Annotated in this window: 16 protein-coding genes; 3 read left to right on the forward strand and 13 right to left on the reverse strand. The window is 69.9% G+C overall.

All coding sequences use genetic code 11. The features are described 5' to 3' along the window. Nucleotides 1–121: 121 nt before the first annotated feature. Together ACFWYS_RS01970 and ACFWYS_RS01975 are read right to left on the reverse strand one after the other, a co-directional pair. The gene (locus ACFWYS_RS01970; protein WP_384762130.1) at nucleotides 122–1,579 is read right to left on the reverse strand and encodes a sensor histidine kinase; all 1,458 of its coding nucleotides are present in this window, start codon (nucleotides 1,577–1,579) and stop codon (nucleotides 122–124) included. Then, a complete protein-coding gene (locus ACFWYS_RS01975) occupies nucleotides 1,576–2,265 on the reverse strand; it encodes a response regulator transcription factor (RefSeq protein ID WP_384762132.1) in 690 nt (229 codons plus the stop codon). The genes ACFWYS_RS01970 and ACFWYS_RS01975 overlap by 4 nt, the downstream gene beginning before the upstream one ends. Before the next feature lie 164 nt (nucleotides 2,266–2,429). On the opposite strand from ACFWYS_RS01975, the gene ACFWYS_RS01980 reads away from it, so the two are divergent. After that, complete coding sequence (locus ACFWYS_RS01980) at nucleotides 2,430–4,844, forward strand: MMPL family transporter (RefSeq protein ID WP_384762236.1); 2,415 nt, start codon at nucleotides 2,430–2,432, stop codon at nucleotides 4,842–4,844. Between the two features lie 18 nt (nucleotides 4,845–4,862). On the opposite strand, the gene ACFWYS_RS01985 is transcribed toward ACFWYS_RS01980, so the two are convergent. From ACFWYS_RS01985 to ACFWYS_RS02005, 5 genes are all read right to left on the reverse strand, one after another. Then, nucleotides 4,863–5,696, reverse strand: coding sequence for a TetR family transcriptional regulator (locus tag ACFWYS_RS01985; protein WP_384762134.1), 834 nt, complete (start codon nucleotides 5,694–5,696; stop codon nucleotides 4,863–4,865). A 69-nt stretch (nucleotides 5,697–5,765) separates the two neighbouring features. Then, on the reverse strand, nucleotides 5,766–6,791 hold the full coding sequence (locus ACFWYS_RS01990; protein ID WP_384762136.1) for a trypsin-like serine peptidase: 1,026 nt from the start codon (nucleotides 6,789–6,791) through the stop codon (nucleotides 5,766–5,768). Between the two features lie 175 nt (nucleotides 6,792–6,966). Then, entirely contained in the window at nucleotides 6,967–7,455 is a 489-nt protein-coding gene (locus tag ACFWYS_RS01995; RefSeq protein ID WP_384762138.1) for a thiol-disulfide oxidoreductase DCC family protein, read from the reverse strand. 4 nt (nucleotides 7,456–7,459) lie between these two features. Beyond that, entirely contained in the window at nucleotides 7,460–7,867 is a 408-nt protein-coding gene (locus ACFWYS_RS02000) for a hypothetical protein (RefSeq protein WP_384762140.1), read from the reverse strand. Nucleotides 7,868–7,986: 119 nt separating this feature from the next. Next, the gene (locus ACFWYS_RS02005; RefSeq protein WP_384762142.1) at nucleotides 7,987–8,397 is read right to left on the reverse strand and encodes a VOC family protein; all 411 of its coding nucleotides are present in this window, start codon (nucleotides 8,395–8,397) and stop codon (nucleotides 7,987–7,989) included. A 68-nt stretch (nucleotides 8,398–8,465) separates the two neighbouring features. Here ACFWYS_RS02005 and ACFWYS_RS02010 point away from each other — a divergent pair, with 68 nt between their 5' ends. Both ACFWYS_RS02010 and ACFWYS_RS02015 read left to right on the forward strand, forming a co-directional pair. Continuing rightward, entirely contained in the window at nucleotides 8,466–8,858 is a 393-nt protein-coding gene (locus ACFWYS_RS02010; protein WP_384762144.1) for a hypothetical protein, read from the forward strand. After that, nucleotides 8,858–11,347, forward strand: coding sequence for a DUF4132 domain-containing protein (locus tag ACFWYS_RS02015; RefSeq protein WP_384762146.1), 2,490 nt, complete (start codon nucleotides 8,858–8,860; stop codon nucleotides 11,345–11,347). The genes ACFWYS_RS02010 and ACFWYS_RS02015 overlap by 1 nt, the downstream gene beginning before the upstream one ends. Here ACFWYS_RS02015 and ACFWYS_RS02020 read toward each other — a convergent pair. The 6 genes from ACFWYS_RS02020 to ACFWYS_RS02045 all read right to left on the reverse strand — a co-directional run bounded on the left by ACFWYS_RS02020 (nucleotide 11,342) and on the right by ACFWYS_RS02045 (nucleotide 16,447). After that, on the reverse strand, nucleotides 11,342–12,118 hold the full coding sequence (locus tag ACFWYS_RS02020; RefSeq protein ID WP_384762148.1) for a hypothetical protein: 777 nt from the start codon (nucleotides 12,116–12,118) through the stop codon (nucleotides 11,342–11,344). The two genes, ACFWYS_RS02015 and ACFWYS_RS02020, sit on opposite strands and share 6 nt — an antisense overlap. 152 nt (nucleotides 12,119–12,270) lie before the next feature. After that, nucleotides 12,271–13,032, reverse strand: coding sequence for a succinate dehydrogenase iron-sulfur subunit (locus tag ACFWYS_RS02025; protein WP_155054334.1), 762 nt, complete (start codon nucleotides 13,030–13,032; stop codon nucleotides 12,271–12,273). Next, entirely contained in the window at nucleotides 13,032–14,786 is a 1,755-nt protein-coding gene (gene sdhA / locus ACFWYS_RS02030; RefSeq protein WP_384762150.1) for a succinate dehydrogenase flavoprotein subunit, read from the reverse strand. Before sdhA ends, ACFWYS_RS02025 begins: the two co-directional genes overlap by 1 nt. Before the next feature lie 22 nt (nucleotides 14,787–14,808). Then, the gene (locus tag ACFWYS_RS02035) at nucleotides 14,809–15,297 is read right to left on the reverse strand and encodes a succinate dehydrogenase hydrophobic membrane anchor subunit (protein WP_384762152.1); all 489 of its coding nucleotides are present in this window, start codon (nucleotides 15,295–15,297) and stop codon (nucleotides 14,809–14,811) included. 5 nt (nucleotides 15,298–15,302) lie between these two features. Next, on the reverse strand, nucleotides 15,303–15,683 hold the full coding sequence (gene sdhC / locus ACFWYS_RS02040; protein ID WP_384762154.1) for a succinate dehydrogenase, cytochrome b556 subunit: 381 nt from the start codon (nucleotides 15,681–15,683) through the stop codon (nucleotides 15,303–15,305). Nucleotides 15,684–15,871: 188 nt separating this feature from the next. Continuing rightward, nucleotides 15,872–16,447, reverse strand: a complete 576-nt coding sequence (locus tag ACFWYS_RS02045) for a 2-oxo-4-hydroxy-4-carboxy-5-ureidoimidazoline decarboxylase (RefSeq protein WP_384762156.1) — start codon at nucleotides 16,445–16,447, stop codon at nucleotides 15,872–15,874. Nucleotides 16,448–16,637: the final 190 nt, after the last annotated feature.

The following is a 16,637-nucleotide window of genomic DNA, read 5'->3' on the forward strand; positions in this document are numbered from 1 at the left end:
CCGTAAAGCCGCACCCGCCGAAACCGCCCCCGCGACGGCAAAAGTCACCACCCCTGCGACGGCAGAGTCACCGCCCCCGCGACGGCAAAGCCACCAGTCACCGCGACGGCAAAGCCACCAGTCACCGCGACGGCAGAGTCACCGTCACCGCCAGCCCCTCACCCGGCGCCGTCCGCACCGCCACCGCACCCCCGTGGGACTCCACCACCCCCTGCACGATCGCCATCCCCAGCCCGCTCCCCGCACCCCCGCCGGCCCGGAAGAACCGGTCGAAGACACGCGCCGCGTCCTCCTCGCACAGCCCCGGCCCCTCGTCCTCCACACACAGCCGTACGACGCCGTCGACCCGCTCCACCCCCAGCCGCACCGGCACCTCGGAGGGCGTGTGGGTGCGGACGTTGCTCAGCAGGTTGCCCAGCACCTGGCGCAGCCCGGACTCGTCGGCGCGCACGAGCAGGGCGCCGTCGGCGCCGACGGATATCGGCCGCTCCGGCTGCTGGACCCGCAGATCCTCGGCGGCGTCGCGCACCAGACGGCTCAAGTCGACGTTGCGGAACCGCAGTTCGGGCCGCTGGTCGAGGCGGGCGAGGGTGAGCAGCTCGTCGACGAGGCGGCCCATGCGGTCGACCTCGCCGTTCATCCGGTCCCAGACCCGCTTGCGCTCGGCCGGGTCCGGCAGCATCCCCTTGTCGTACAGCTGGAGGTAGCCGCGTATCGCGGACAGCGGGGTGCGCAGCTCGTGCGAGGCGTCGCCGACGAAGCGGCGCAGCTGGGCCGTGCTGCGCTCGCGCGTGCGGTACGCCGACTCCACCTGGTGGAGCATGGAGTTGAGGGCCACCCGCAGCTGTTCGACCTCCAGGGTCGGGTCGCTGTTGGAGGGGATGCGCCGGGTCAGATCACCCTCGGCTATCGCCGACGAGGTCTCCACCATGTCCTCCAGCGGCCGCATCCGGCGGCGCACACTGAACATGGTCAGACAGCCGAGCAGCGCCAGCAGCAGGGTGCCGACGGCCAGGTCCATCCTGAGCGCCTTGCCCATGCCCTCGTGCAGGCCCTCGGTCGGGACGGCGATCAGCACGACGGTGCCGTCCGACAGCCGGGCGCCGACCATCCGGTAGCGCTCACCCTCGACCCGTACGTCCCGCGGCTCCTCGTCGGCGGCGAGGGCCGCCGGGTCCTCGGCGGCGTCGGCGAGCGCGTGCTGGCGGGGGGTCGGCTTCAGCGGGCCCAGGGCCACCGGCTGCCCGGCGGAGTCGACCGCGACGTACACCATGGACGGGCTCGGCAGCGGATCCGTGTCGGTGGCTCCGTCGCCGGTGAACTTGTCCAGGGCGATGCCCAGTTCGCTCAGCGACTCGATCTGCCGCAGGGTGAATCCGGCGTTCCCCAGCGTCGTGCGCGCGCTCTTCAGTTCGGTGTCGACCTTGTCGAGCAGATAGAACCGCGCGGTCATCAGGCTGACCGCGGTCGCGACGACGATGCCGACGGCCAGCAGCGCCACGTTCGCCAGCGTCAGCTTGCCGCGCAGCGAGTGGATGCCGCGCCGGCGGCAGAACTCGAAGATCCTCAGGGCCCTCATGCCAGCCCGTATCCGACGCCCCGCCGGGTGGTGATCACCGGCGGGCCCAGGGCGTCCAGCTTGCGCCGCAGATAGCTGATGTAGGTCTCCACGACGGTCGACTCGGGCGGGGTGTGCTCGTACTGCCAGACATGGCGCAGGAGCTGCTCCTTGGGCACGATCCGGCCGCCGTTGCGCACCAGGAACCGCAGCAACGCGTACTCGGTGGGGGTGAGTTCGACGGTGCGGCCCGCGCGGCGCACCGAGTACGTCGTCTCGTCCAGTTCCAGATCGCCGTAGCTGAGCGGCGGGCGCTGCGGCAGGACGTCGGCCGGGCGGGTGCGGCGCAGTACGGCCGTGATCCGGGCGATGACCACGTCGACGTCGAACGGCTTGGTGATGTAGTCGTCGCCGAAACCGAGGGCGCCGACGATCTCGGCGGGCGAGTCGCGCGCGGTGAGGAAGACCAGCGCCAGGTCGGGGCGGCGCTCGCGCAGCTCACGGCCGAGGGCGCGGCCGTCGCCGTCCGGGAGCATGACGTCGAGCAGCGCCACGTCGGGCCGGGTGCGCCCGGCGAGGGCGAGCGCCTCGCGGACCGTGCCCGCGATCATGACCTCGAAGCGGTGGTAGCGCAGGGCGATCGCGAGGACGTCCGCGATGCTCTCCTCGTCCTCCACGACCAGCACGGTGCCGTAAGCCGTCGTCATGCCCCCAGTATCGGCGGCACCACTGACAGCGGGGCGGGCCGTCGCTTTGGAGTTCCTTGAGAGTCATGGCCGTCGCCTGCCACACGCGCGTGCCACCGCCAATCCTGTTGCCCAGGACCTGGGGGACCGACCGAACCGAATAAGGAGCGTTGAGCGTGGCGGCATTGGCACGGTGGTGCTATCGGCACCGGCTGGTGGTCCTGTTGCTGTGGGTGGGGGCACTGTTCGGCCTGGGCGCGGCGAGTTCGGCCGCGGGCACGAACTACGCGAACGTCTTCTCCCTCCCGGACACGGACTCGGCGACCGCGTACGACCTGATGGAGAAGGCCTTCCCGGAGCGCGCGGGCGACACCGACACGGTGGTGTGGAAGGTGGACGACGGATCGGTACGGGACGATTCCGTACGGTCCCGGATCGAGCCCGCGCTGGATGAGATCGGGCGGATGAAGGGGGTCGGCGAGGTCACCGACCCGTACGCGGCACAAGGGGCCGCGCAGATCAGCCGGGACGGGCGGATCGCCTACGCCCAGATCACCTTCACCGAGCAGGCGAACGCCGTCCCCAAGGAGCTGATCGAGGACGTCGTAGACAAGGCGCAGGCGGCCGAACGCGACGGGCTCCAGGTCGAGCTGGGCGGCCAGGCCATCGCCCGCACCCAGGAGCCGCCGCAGGGCACCGCGGAGGCGGTCGGCATCCTCGCGGCGGCGGTCGTGCTGTTCCTGGCCTTCGGCTCGCTCTTCGCGATGCTGCTGCCGATCGTCGTGGCGATCGCGGGCGTCGGCACCGGCATGATCGCGACGATGCTGATGAGCCATGTCACGGACGTGCCCGAAGTGGCCCCGCTGCTCGGCTCGCTGATCGGCCTCGGCGTCGGCATCGACTACGCCCTGTTCATCGTCACCCGGCACCGGCGCGGCATCCTGCGCGGCATGAAGCCGCAGGAGGCGGCCGTGACCGCCCTCAACACCTCCGGCCGCGCGGTGCTGTTCGCGGGCGGCACGGTGTGCATCGCGCTCGCCGGAATGCTGGTGATGAACATGCGGTTCCTGGACGGCGTGGTCGTCGCGACCTCGCTCACCGTCGTCCTGAGCGTGCTGGCCGCGATCACCCTGCTGCCCGCGCTCCTCGGACTGCTCGGCATGCGGGTGCTCAGCCGCCGGCAGCGGCGCCGGCTCGCCGCGGCGGGACCCGAGCCGGCCGAGGCGAGCGGCCTCGCGGCGCGCTGGTCGTCGTCCGTGCAAAGGCGCCCGGGCCCGGTCGCGGCGCTGGCCGTCGTGGTGATGGCGGTCCTGGCGATCCCCGTGCTGTCGCTGCGTCTCGGCGCCACCGACCAGGGCAACCACCAGGAGTCGCAGACCACCCGGCAGGCCTACGACCTGCTCGCCGAGGGCTTCGGCCCCGGCTTCAACGGGCCGCTCCAGGTGGTCGTCGAGGGCGACGCGCCCGAAGGCCTGGTCAACGGCATCCGGTCCGCCGACGGCGTCGCCCAGGCGGCCGCCGTGCCGCCCGCCAACGGCGTCACGGTGATCCAGGTCGTACCGACCACCTCGCCCCAGTCCGAGCAGACGGACCAGCTCATCGACCGGCTGCGCGACGACGTGATCCCGCGGTCGGGCGCCGAGGCCCATGTCGGCGGCGTGACGGCCGTCTTCAAGGACTTCGCTTCCGTCACCGGCGATCGCCTGCCGTACTTCGTGGCGACGATCATCGCGCTCGGCTTCCTGCTCCTGCTGGTGGCGTTCCGCTCGCTCGTGGTGCCGCTGACGGCCGCCCTGATGAACCTCATCGCGGCCGCCGCGTCCTTCGGCGTCCTGGTGGCGATCTTCCAGTGGGGCTGGGGCACCGAGCTGATCGGCGTCGGCAAGGAAGGGCCGATCACGTCGTTCCTGCCGGTCATCATGCTGTCCCTGCTGTTCGGCCTCTCCATGGACTACCAGGTGTTCCTGGTGAGCCGGATGCACGAGGAGTGGGTGCACACGAAGGACAACGCGCGCGCGGTGCGCGTCGGCCTCGCGGAGACCAGCCGGGTCATCAACTCCGCCGCCCTGATCATGATCTGTGTGTTCAGCGCGTTCGTGCTGAGCGGCGACATGGAGGGTGCGATGGCGGGCATCGGCCTCGCGGCGGCCGTCGCCCTGGACGCGTTCATCCTGCGTACGGCACTGGTGCCGGCCGCGATGCACATGCTCGGCAACGCCAACTGGTGGCTGCCGGACTGGCTGGAGAAGCGGCTGCCGCATCTCGCGGTCGAGCCCAAGGAGGAGGCGGCTCCGGAGGCCGCGCCGGAGCCGGTCGTGACGGGCCGGGCCTCCGTCGTCCACGGGTTCGTCCGGGGCAGCGACGGTGAGCCGGTCGACGGCGCCGCGGTGACGCTGCTGACGAAGGGCGGGCGTCAGCTGGACCGGGTGTCCTCCCTGGCCGACGGCTCGTACATCGTCTCGGTGCCCGCGCCGGGGACGTATCTGCTGGCGGCGAGCGCCGAGTCGTACGGCTCCCGGGCCGGGCAGGTGGTCGTGGCGGACGGGCCGCTGGTGTACGACGTGGAGCTGGCCGAGGGCGAGGTGGACGCCGTCAACTGAGCATCGCCGGAGGCGGTTTCAGGGGCGCTCGTCCTCGGCGGGCGCCCCCTTGCCGTCGGCGCCCCCGCCCGGCTTGACCGCCTTGTTTGCCTTGTTTGCCTTGTCCGTCTTCTTCTTCGCCGTCTTCTTCGCCGGATCCGGAATCGCGTTGGTCATCCCCGGCAGGAAGTCCGTGAACAGCTCATGCACCTCGCGCACCAGAGGCCGCAGCACCCGGAACCGCGCCAGCGAGACACCCCGCGCGGTCAGCCGGGCGCCCCGCTCGGCGAGCCGGTAGCTGCGCTCGCGGCCCTCGGTCCGGTCGTAGATCCAGTACATGACGAGCCCCATCTGGGCGAGCCACATCAGCTCCGGCAGGACGTCCCGCAGCTCCTCGGGCACCTTGGTCTTCGTCGCGCCCGCCAGCACCTGCCGCTGGATGTCGATGGCCTCCACGCGCGCGTGCTCCGACTCGGCGGAGAAGGGGCTGAGCGGGCTGTCGGGATCGGCGGCGTTCTTGAAGAACTGCACCGCGAACTCGTGGTACGGCGTGGCGATGTCCAGCCACACCTTCAGCACGCCCGAGAGCCGCGCCTCAAGGTCGGTCTCGGTTGCCAGGACGTCCCGGATCGCCGCCCGGTGCTCGGCGGCGAGCCGGTCGTAGAAGCCCTGGATCAGGTGTTCCTTGCCCGCGAAGTAGTAGTACGCGTTGCCGACGGAGACCCCGGCCTCCTGGGCGATCGCCCGCATCGTCGTCTTGTCGTAGCCCCGCTCCTGGAACAGCCGCATGGCGGTCTCCAGGATCAGCGCACGGGTCTGCTCGGACTTGCTGGGCGAGTCGCCCTGTTCAGGGCTGTCGTTCTTCGAGGGCACGGAACGAGAGCCTAACGAGTGCTGTTTCGGCCGTCCGTCAGGAGGACCGTCTGTCAGGTGGACCGTCGGTCAGGAGGCCTGTGCCGTCTGGTAGAGGTTCTGGGCGTCGGCCCCGAAGTACGGGCCGTACATCCGGTTGGGCAGGAAGTTGTACTTGAAGCTGTTCACCGAGGACAGCAGGCCCGTGCCCGTGGACTCGTTGAACTGCGTGAACCAGGGGCCGCCGCTGGAACCGCCAGTCATGTTGCAGTTCATGCCGTGGTCGTTCGACAGCAGGAAGTCGCGGTTGGTGGTGCCGCTGCAGTAGATGAACTTCTCGCCGTCGTACGGGGCGGCGGCCGGGAACCCGAACGAGTACATGCGCAGGTTGTAGCCGGTGTTGAAGGCCAGCCCCTGCCCGCCGACGACGTCCGTGAGCTGCTTGCCGTCCAGCGGGGCGACGACGGCCGCGCCGACGTCGTAGTTAATGTCCTCGCTCGCCGTCCACTGCGGCGTGGACAGGGTCTTCGACGCGGTCCACCGGCCGTACGGTGCCTGTCCGTCGTGGTAGCCGGGCACGAAGACCCAGTTGGTGTGCCAGGCGCCGTCCAGTTTCACGCAGTGGCCGGCCGTGATGACGGTGCTCTTGTTGGCGCTGGTGACGGCGTTGCCGGAACACGACGCCGTACGGCCCTGGTAGGTGAAGAACACGCGGCCCGCCGTGTTGACGACGGCGCCGCCGCCGGTCCATTGGCCACCGGCGTTCGGGAAGGCCATCAGGCCGATGTCGGAGGCGGCCTTCTTGAGTGTCTTGGCCGGGGTGCTGGGCGCGACGGTGGCCGCCTGGCCCTTGAGGGGTGCCGAGCCGCCGTCGAAGTGGCCGTCGACGCTCACCAGGTCCAGCGGGGCGGCCTCGCGCATCCGTTGCGCCGTCCAGAAGTCCCGGGCCTGGGTCTGCGCGCCGGCCGAGACCGAGCTGACTGCGTTGGAGCTGTCGGCCTTCGGCGCGGCGCCCGCGGGTGTGGCCAGGGCACCTGCGGTGAGCAGTGCGGTGACGCCGACCAGGGCGCCGAGCAAGGGGCGGGGTATGCGGGTGACGTGGGTTGTGCCTCTCACGCGTACTCCTTCTGCGATGGGGGGACCGGGCGACCGGGCGGGCCGCCTGGCTGACCGTCAGTCGGTGCGAGTGCGGAGTGGAGAACCGGGTGGCAGCGTGCCAACCCCAGCACCTTTTTGGAAGGGCGCATGCCATAACGGAGTTCGGCGCAGAGGTGTTCAGGACGGATTCGGGCTAGCCGGCGCAGGTGCCGTCGTCGCAGTTCGGCGGGTAGTACGTCCAGCCCTGACCCGGGTCGTACGACCACCCCTCCGCGCGCCGGTAACCCCGCCCGCCCCACGGGGCCTCGCCCTGCTGCGCCCCGCGCCACTTGGCGGCGGCGAGCACGGCACCCTTGGCGAGCCGTGCCCCGGCCGGGGTGCTGAGGCGATGCGCGAGTCCCCTGTGCTCGCGCAGCGCCCACAGCGTGACGATCCAGGCGGCGGTGCCCCGGTAGACCTGCCCGGCGTCGCCGACGACGGTGATGTCGTCGAGCGTGGCGTCGTGGTCGAGGTCGGGGTGGCGCCGCCGGGCCTCCTCGGACCCGGCCGGCACCATCTCCAGCGGCACCAACTGCGGCTGCTTCACGAGCCAGGCGCGCAGGAAGGTGCACAGGGAGCACTCGGCGTCGTAGAGGACGGTCAGCCGGCGGACCGGGGCGGCGGGCCCGGTCTTCTCGGCCACCGGGTCACGCCCCGGCCGACGGGGCGACCCAGTCCTGCGGGGCGACCGGAGGCACCTGTTCCCGCTCCAGCACGCCGCGCCGCCGGATCTTGTTGAGCACGTAGACGTTGGCCAGGTGCATCACGCCGAGCACCAGCAGCACCACGCCGAGCTTGGTCGACAGGGCCTCGAAGATGCCGCGCGTGTCGAGGACGGTGTCGTCGTCGCTCAGGTACAGCGCGACGAAGCCGAGGTTGACGAGGTAGAAGCCGACCACCAGAAGGTGGTTCACGGCGTCGGCGAGCTTCTCGTTCCCGCGCAGCACGTCCGCGAGGAAGATCCGGCCGTTGCGGCTGAGAGTGCGGGCGACCCAGATGGTCAGGCCGATGCTGACGACCAGGTAGATGACGTAGGCGATGACCGTGCGGTCCATGGCCTCCCCCTTCTTGAACGCGTTCAAAACGCTGACAAGGAAGACTGTAGGCCCTGTCTTTGAACATGTTCAACTCAATGGAGTGAGGCCTCCGTCACCCCCCCCGCCGGGGTGTGGTGTCACGGCCTGCGACCGAGCTCCGGCCGCTTGTTGTAGTCGGTGAACCCGACGACATTGCCCCAGGGGTCGGCGATCTCGACGGTCCAGCCGGTGGCCATGGAGATGGGCTCGTCGAGCGGCTCGACACCCGCCTCGGCCAACGCCCGTGCCGCCGCCCGCGCGTCCGGCACCTCCAGCCACAGCCGTGGGCACAGCCAGGGCGGCGACCGGTGGGCCAGAGTCTCCTCGTGCCGAAGCAGGATCCCGGGCGTCTCACCCCCGACCTTCAGTCCGGCGATCCCGGCCTCGTCCAGCCGGAACCCGACCGTGAACCCGGCCCGCTCGTAGAACTGGACGGCCTCGCCGAGGTCGCCGACCGGCAGCAGCACGTTGTCGAACCCGAGCAGCTCGTACGACTCGTCATCTGACATGGCGTCAGAATAAGGGGATGATCCGCCGGAATCCGTGATTGTCAGTGCTGACTCGTACTGTCGTCGCCATGGGAATCGTGATGTTCGTCGACGAGACGACAAGCGGGAGCCGCAGCGACGGCTGGGGGCTGGAGATCGCCGAGGAGCGGCTCACCGTGCGCGAGTTGATCCGGCGCCGGGTGTTCCAGGAGGTCGCCGAGTACAACGCGCGTACGCCGGAGGTCTTCCAGGGCCTGGTGCAGCCTCGGGACGCCGAGCGCGTGCTGAACGGGTACGCGCTGCGCACCGCCCGCCGGATAGACCCCGAGGCCCAGACCGAGCTCGCGCTCAAGGCCTTCGCGGGCAACGGCTTCCTCGTACTCGTGGGGGACCGTCAGGTCACCGAGCTCGATGCCGAGATCGAGCTCGCGCTCGGCACCGAGATCACGTTTCTCAAGCTCGTACCGCTGGTGGGTGGCTGATGACCGAGAAGAATCCCGAACTCGCGCGACGGGCCCGTGCCGCCCTCGACCTGATCGCCGCCGAGGACGCCGACGGTCTCGTCCCCGAACTGCTCGCGCTCGCCGAGATGGTCCACGACCACTGGGGCATGGAGCGTCGCAAGGTCCTCGACGCGGCCGTCGCCGCGGACGACCGGTTCCAGGCGGAGCTCGTGCACCGGCTGGCCGCCCGCTACCACGAGGTGGAGCCCGGCGCGCCGGCGCGCCGCAGCATCGTCGTCCTGCTCGCCAACCTCGGCAGGATGCAGCCGACGATCGAGATGCAGCGACTCGACACGCGGTCCGCGCTGATCGGCCTGGCCGCGGAGCAGGACATGCACTACGACTCCCCTCAGCTCATCCGGCTCGCCGAACTGGAGCACGCCGACGGGCGCGAGCTGCCCGGCGAGTTCGTCGCCGTCGTCCGCCGCACGTACCTGTCGCAGTGGCACGGCGGGAAGACGCTGGGCCCACTGGTCGCCCGGCTGCACACCCCCGCAGTGAACCCCGGCGAGGCATGGGCCGACCGGGCCCTCGCCGACGCGGACGAGCTCGGCGAGGGCTGGCGGCGGCTGCTCGCCCACGCGGCCACCGCGACCGCCGCCCGCCCTTCGGCCAAGTGGGACAAGACCGGCCGCGCGCTGATCGAGTCGCTCGGCGCCGACCAGGTGCGCGAGCGGCTGCTGTCCTGGCTGCGGCTGGTCGGCAGGCCGCGCACCCGCCTGCTGCTGGAGCAGCGCTATGGCCCGGACGTCAACGCCGTCTTCGACCCGTACAACGCCGATGCGCTGCGCGGCCTCGCCTGGCTGCTCTCCCTCCTCCCCGCGCACCCCGATACCGCCCGCACCCTGGGCGCCCTCGTCGAGACGTCGTTGCGCAAGGTCGCGGGCCTCGGACCGGTGAACCCCAAGGTCGCCAACGCGGCGGTCAACGCCCTGGCACGTATCGACGGCGAGGCCGCCCTCGCCGAACTCGCCCGCCTGGCCACCCGCGTCACCTTCAAGGGCACCCTCAAGCTCCTCAACACCGGCCTGGACGCCCGCGCGCAGGCGCTGGGCCTCGGCCGCGAGGAAGTGGAGGAACTGGCCGTACCGGCCTACGGCCTGACCGAGGTGGGCCGCGCGGAGCACCGGCTCGGCGAGGTCACGGCACTGCTGGAAGTGCGGGGCCCCAAGGCCGTGCTGAGCTGGCGCAACGCGCACGGCAAGGCGGTCAAGAGCGTCCCCGCCGCCGTACGCCGCGACCACGCCGACGAGCTCAAGGAGCTGAAGGCGGCGGTCAAGGACCTCGACAAGATGCTCTCGGCACAGAGCGAGCGCCTGGACCGCCAGTTCCTGGCCCGCCGCACCTGGCCGTACGCCGTGTGGCGCGAGCGCTACCTCGACCACCCGCTGGTCGGCACCCTGGCCCGGCGCCTGCTGTGGACGGTCGACGGTACGACGGTCGGGTACGCGGACGGTGAGCTGCGGACCTTGGCGGACACGCCGGTGACCGAGGGCACGCGGGTCGCGCTCTGGCACCCGGTGGGCCATGAACCCGCCGAGATCGTCGCCTGGCGCGACTGGCTGGAGCGGCACGGCATCACCCAGCCCTTCAAGCAGGCCCACCGCGAGGTGTACCTGCTCACGGACGCCGAGCGCGCTACGGGGACGTACTCCAACCGCTTCGCCGCGCACGTCCTGCGCCAGCACCAGTTCCACTCCCTGGCCGCGATCCGGGGCTGGCACAACAAGCTGCGCCTGGCCGTGGACGACGAGGCGCCGCCCGCCGTCCGGGAGCTGCCGCAGTGGGGTCTGCGTGCCGAGTACTGGATCGCCGGGGACGGGGGCGAGCACTACGAGGAAATCACCGACTCCGGCAGCTTCCTGCGGCTGCGCACCGACCAGGTCCGCTTCTACCCCCTCGACGCCCCGCAGAACTCGGCGCACTGCTACGGCGGCGAGTACCGCATGTGGCTGCGCGACGGCACGGCCCCGGTCGACCCGCTGCCGTTGTCGGACGTCCCGCACCTGGTCCTCTCCGAAGTCCTGCGCGACGTGGACCTGTTCGTCGGCGTGGCGAGCGTCGGCAACGACCCGACCTGGCAGGACGGCGGCCCCGACGGCCGCTTCCGCGAGTACTGGACGTCGTACGGCTTCGGCGACCTGAACCAGAGCGCGGAGACCCGCCGGGCCCTCCTCGAACGCCTGATACCGCGGCTGGCGATCGCCGACCGCTGCACCGTCGAGGGCCGGTTCCTGCACGTGAAGGGCGAACGCCACACGTACAAGATCCACCTCGGCTCGGGCAACATCCTCATGACCCCGAACGACCAGTACCTGTGCATCGTCCCCAAGTCCAGCCCGGCCGCCCCGCAGACGGGTTACCTGCCCTACGAGGGCGACCGGATGCTGGCGGTGATCCTGAGCAAGGCGATGATGCTGGCCGACGACATGAAGATCACGGACCCGACGATCCTGAGCCAGCTATGAGCAGGGCATCCGCCGCGTGCCGACCGCGATGTCATCCATCCGGATGTCGTACGACGACGGCGTCGGGTCGGCCTGGTAGAGCTGCCAGCCCAGCTTCAGCTTGTCGAAGGCCGGGAAGGTGAAGGGGCCCGGGGCGCCGCCGTGCTGGTTCGTGGAGACGGTCAGGTCGGGCTGCTCGACGCCGTCGAAGTAGACGGTGACGCGGTTGTCGGCGGCGTCCAGGTGGAACTCGGCGCACTGCCAGGTCCCCGCCGTGGCCGGCGCCGAGGTCTTCCAGGACGTCCAGTCCCCCGTGGGGCCGAGATCGGAGCCGACGCCCCAGAAGTTGCCCTGGTCGGTGGGGGCGTACTGGCCACCCAGGGGACGGACCAGCGTCGCCGAGCCCGATCCGGCCGCCTCGGCGATCGTCCAGTGCGCCCAGTCGGGCGCCGTCGGGAAGGCGTCCACGCGCAGACGCAGACGGGCCCAGTAGCTGTTCCCGGGGGCGGCCAGGCCGGGAAAGACGAGGAAGGCCCGGCCGTTGCCCTCGGTACGGATGCGCAGTTCGCGGCCGGGGCGTCCCGTGGTGCTCGGGGTGACGGTCAGGGTGCCGTTCGCCGCGTCCGTCGTCCAGCCCCTGCCCGCCGTGACCGGGCCCAGGGGGAGGCGGTCGAAGTTCTCGTGAGCGAGCGCCGGGCGGGAGACGGGGGCCGCGGAGGCAGTGGGGGGTATCGCGAGGAGTGCGGCAGCCGTGACCGACAGGGCGGCGGCCGCCTTTCTCAGAAGTGCCATGACCGGAGTCTGACTTGAAGTCTCAACTACCTCAACCGCCTTTCCAGCCACAGGCGTTGAGGAGCACGGAGACGCGCGAGGGCCCCGCCCCCGGTACCGGACCGGGAAACGGGGCCCTCACAGCCGTACGGGAACCCGTACCTGATACGACCTCAGAAACGGCGCGTGATCAGGGCCTTCTTGACCTCGGCGATGGCCTTGGTGACCTCGATGCCGCGCGGGCAGGCGTCCGTGCAGTTGAAGGTCGTGCGGCAGCGCCAGACGCCGTCCTTGTCGTTGAGGATCTCCAGGCGCTGCTCGCCCGCCTCGTCACGCGAGTCGAAGATGAAGCGGTGCGCGTTGACGATGGCGGCCGGGCCGAAGTACTGGCCGTCGTTCCAGAAGACCGGGCAGGACGACGTGCACGCGGCGCAGAGGATGCACTTCGTGGTGTCGTCGAAGCGCTCGCGGTCCTCGGCCGTCTGGAAACGCTCACGCGTCGGCTCGTTCGTGTCCTTCGTGATGAGGAAGGGCATGACGTCGCGGTACGCCTGGAAGAACGGCTCCATGTCCACGACCAGGTCCTTCAGGACCGTGAGGCCCTTGATGGGCTCGACCGTGATCGGCTTCTCGGGGTTGATGTCCTTGATCAGCGTCTTGCACGCGAGGCGGTTCTTGCCGTTGATCCGCATCGCGTCGGAGCCGCAGATGCCGTGGGCGCACGAGCGACGGAAGGTCAGCGTGCCGTCGACGTCCCACTTGATCTTGTGGAGGCCGTCGAGGACGCGCTCCTTGGGGTCGATCTCCAGCTGGAAGTCTTCCCAGACCGCCTCGGCCGAGACCTCCGGGTTGAAGCGGCGGACCCGGAAGGTGACCGTGATGTACGGGGACGCGGCGGACTCGGCCTCCACCTTGTCCAGAACAGGGGTTGCCATCAGTACTTACGCTCCATCGGCTGGTAGCGGGTCTGGACGACCGGCTTGTAGTCGAGACGGACGGACTCGGTGCCGTCGTCGCCCACCTCGCGGTACGCCATGGTGTGGCGCATGAAGTTGACGTCGTCGCGGTTCGGGTAGTCCTCGCGGTAGTGACCGCCGCGCGACTCCTTGCGGGCCAGGGCGGACACGGCCATGACCTCGGCCAGGTCGAGCAGGTTGCCCAGCTCGATGGCCTCCAGCAGGTCGGTGTTGAACCGCTTGCCCTTGTCCTGGATCGAGACGTTCTTGTAGCGCTCGCGCAGCTCCGCGATCTTCTCGACCGCCGTCTTGATGGTCTGCTCCGTGCGGAACACCATGACGTTGGCGTCCATGGTCTCCTGGAGCTCCTTGCGGAGCGTCGCCACCCGCTCGGTGCCCGTCGACGTGCGCAGGCTCTCGACCTGGTCGATCACCAGCTCCGCCGGGTCCTCGGGCAGCTCGACGTACTCCGCCTTCTGGCTGTACTCGGCGGCGGCGATACCCGCACGGCGGCCGAACACGTTGATGTCCAGCAGGGAGTTCGTGCCCAGACGGTTGGCACCGTGGACCGACACACACGCGACCTCGCCGGCGGCGTACAGGCCCGGGACGACCGTGGTGTTGTCCAGAAGGACCTCACCCTCGACGTTCGTCGGGATGCCGCCCATGGCGTAGTGCGCGGTGGGCTGGATCGGGATCGGGTCCGTGTACGGCTCGATACCGAGGTAGGTACGCGCGAACTCCGTGATGTCCGGGAGCTTGGCGTCCAGCTGCTCCGGCGGGAGGTGCGTCAGGTCCAGGTAGACGTGGTCGCCCTCGGGACCGCAGCCACGGCCCTCACGGATCTCCGTGTAGATGGAGCGCGAGACGACGTCACGGGACGCGAGGTCCTTCATGACCGGCGCGTACTTCTCCATGAAGCGCTCGCCGTCCTTGTTGCGGAGGATGCCGCCCTCACCACGGGCGCCCTCCGTCAGCAGGATGCCCATGCGCCAGATGCCGGTCGGGTGGAACTGGAAGAACTCCATGTCCTCCAGCGGCAGACCCCGGCGGTACACGGCCGCCTGGCCGTCACCCGTCAGCGTGTGCGCGTTCGACGTCACCTTGAAGAACTTGCCGCAGCCGCCGGACGCGTAGATCACGGCCTTCGCCTGGAAGACATGGATCTCGCCGGTCGCCAGCTCGTACGCCACGACACCGGCCGACTTCTTGACGCCGTCGACCTCGGTGATCAGCTGGTCCAGGACGTAGAACTCGTTGAAGAACTCCACGCCCTCCTTCACGCAGTTCTGGTACAGCGTCTGGAGGATCATGTGGCCGGTGCGGTCCGCGGCGTAGCAGGACCGGCGGACCGGGGCCTCGCCGTGGTTACGGCTGTGACCGCCGAAGCGGCGCTGGTCGATGGTGCCGTTCGGGGTGCGGTTGAACGGCAGGCCCATCTTCTCCAGGTCGAGGACCGAGTCGATGGCCTCCTTCGCCAGGATCTCGGCGGCGTCCTGGTCGACCAGGTAGTCACCGCCCTTGACCGTGTCGAAGGTGTGCCACTCCCAGTTGTCCTCCTCCACGTTGGCCAGCGCGGCGGCCATGCCGCCCTGCGCGGCGCCCGTGTGGGAGCGGGTGGGGTAGAGCTTGGTCAGCACGGCGGTGCGGCTGCGCTTCGTCGACTCGATGGCCGCGCGCATGCCCGCGCCACCGGCGCCGACGATGACGGTGTCGTACTTGTGGATCTTCATGTCGGTTGCCTCAGCCCCGTGCCTAGCGGATGTTCGGGTCGAAGGTGAAGATCACCAGCGTGCCCAGCAGGATGGTGAACACCGTGGCGGTGTAGAGCAGGCCCTTCAGCCACAGCCGGGTGTTCGCGCGCTCCGCGTAGTCGTTGATGACCGTGCGCAGGCCGTTGGCGCCGTGCAGCATGGCGAGCCACAGCATCAGCAGGTCCCAGACCTGCCAGAACGGGCTCGCCCAGCGGCCGGCCACGAAGGCGAAGCCGATCTTGGACACGCCGCCGTCCAGCACGAGCTGGATCAGCAGGTGGCCGAGGACCAGGACGACCAGCACGACACCGGACAGACGCATGAACAGCCAGGCGGCCATCTCGAAGTTGCCCCGGGTGGACCTCGGGGTCTTCTTGGTGCGCTTGCGCGGGGCCTCGATGTAGGGGGCCGGGTTGTCGACGTTGTAGAGGTCGGCGCCCTCGACGGGGCCGATCCCTGACACGTCGGCGGTCTTCTCGGTGGTGGACATACGCGTCAGCTCCCGAACAGTTCACGAGCGGCGTGGCCGAGCACGGGGTAGAGCGCCCCGAGCATCAGGACCAGCCAGAGGCCGACTACGGACCAGAGCATCTGCTTCTGGTAGCGAGGGCCCTTCGACCAGAAGTCGACGGCGATGACGCGGAGCCCGTTGAGCGCGTGGAAGAGGATGGCGGCGACGAGGCCGTACTCCAGCAGCGCGACGATCGGCGTCTTGTACGTGGCTACGACCTTGTCGTAGTCCTCGGGGGAGACGCGGACGAGAGCGGTGTCCAGCACGTGAACGAACAGGAAGAAGAAAATGAGGACGCCGGTGACTCGGTGAGCCACCCAGGACCACATTCCTTCCCGGCCGCGGTACAGCGTTCCAGCCGGCACGGAAGTTCCTCCGGGAGCGGGGATTGGGGCCGCGCCGGCTTGTGCTGTCGGTCGGGCCCGGCCGGGTACGGTCCACCGGCCCTCAGCATCGTATCCACGTGGCGCCGCGCGGCTTAGCGGGGGGCTGGGTATGTGATCAAAGTGGCACGCGGATGGGTTATTGGCGGCTAATGGGGTGGTGTGCGCTGTCAATTGCCGGGTGCGACGCCGTTGTGGCTGGTCGCGCAGTTCCCCGCGCCCCTGAGGGCGGCCATCAACCGTCCTTTTGCCAGACGGCGGAGTTCCTCTGCTGCCACCACCCGCTCCTCCTCCGGATCGTTCGCCAAACGTGACCGGATGCCTGCCAGTACGTTGTCCAGCGCCTCGCTCGGTGCCAGGCCGTCCAGGCAGATGACGAACGCGTGGCCGAATTTCGCCTCGTACGCGGCGTTCGCGGCACTCATCGCCGTATGGGCCGCTCCGTACGCCCCCTCCGGCAGCGCTGGCAACGTTTCTCCTGCCAGTGCCTGTGACAGATCGCCCGGGCTCAGGTCGTACGCCGCCTCGTCCGAAGCCGCCAGCAGGGAGTCGACGTCGGGATACGGGCGGTGGTCCGCGATGCGGTCCGCCCAGCGGGGGCTGCGCAGACAGGTCAGGAGGGTCTGCCGGACCTCTTCGGCGGAGGCGGTGTTGAAGGACTCCAGGGCCGTCGGGGACGGTGGAGTGCGGGTCTGCTCGGGGAGCGACGGTATGGCGACTCGGCCAGGAAGGTGTGTGGGCGTCACGTGGGTTTCGGCAGAGGATTTTGGGAAAGGAGTGACGCTCACGTTATCGAGAGTGGACGTGACGTGTCCGACGGATGCCCGAATTTCAGTCGAACGGGAGAGTTTCGGAACGTGTGGTGGACGTGTGAAAGTGGCCGCAGGGCCTAGGTTGGCGCCGTGAGCCAGCACAAGCACAGGCGCCGGTCACCGG

Source organism: Streptomyces sp. NPDC059010 (assembly GCF_042740355.1).
GTDB lineage: Bacteria > Actinomycetota > Actinomycetes > Streptomycetales > Streptomycetaceae > Streptomyces.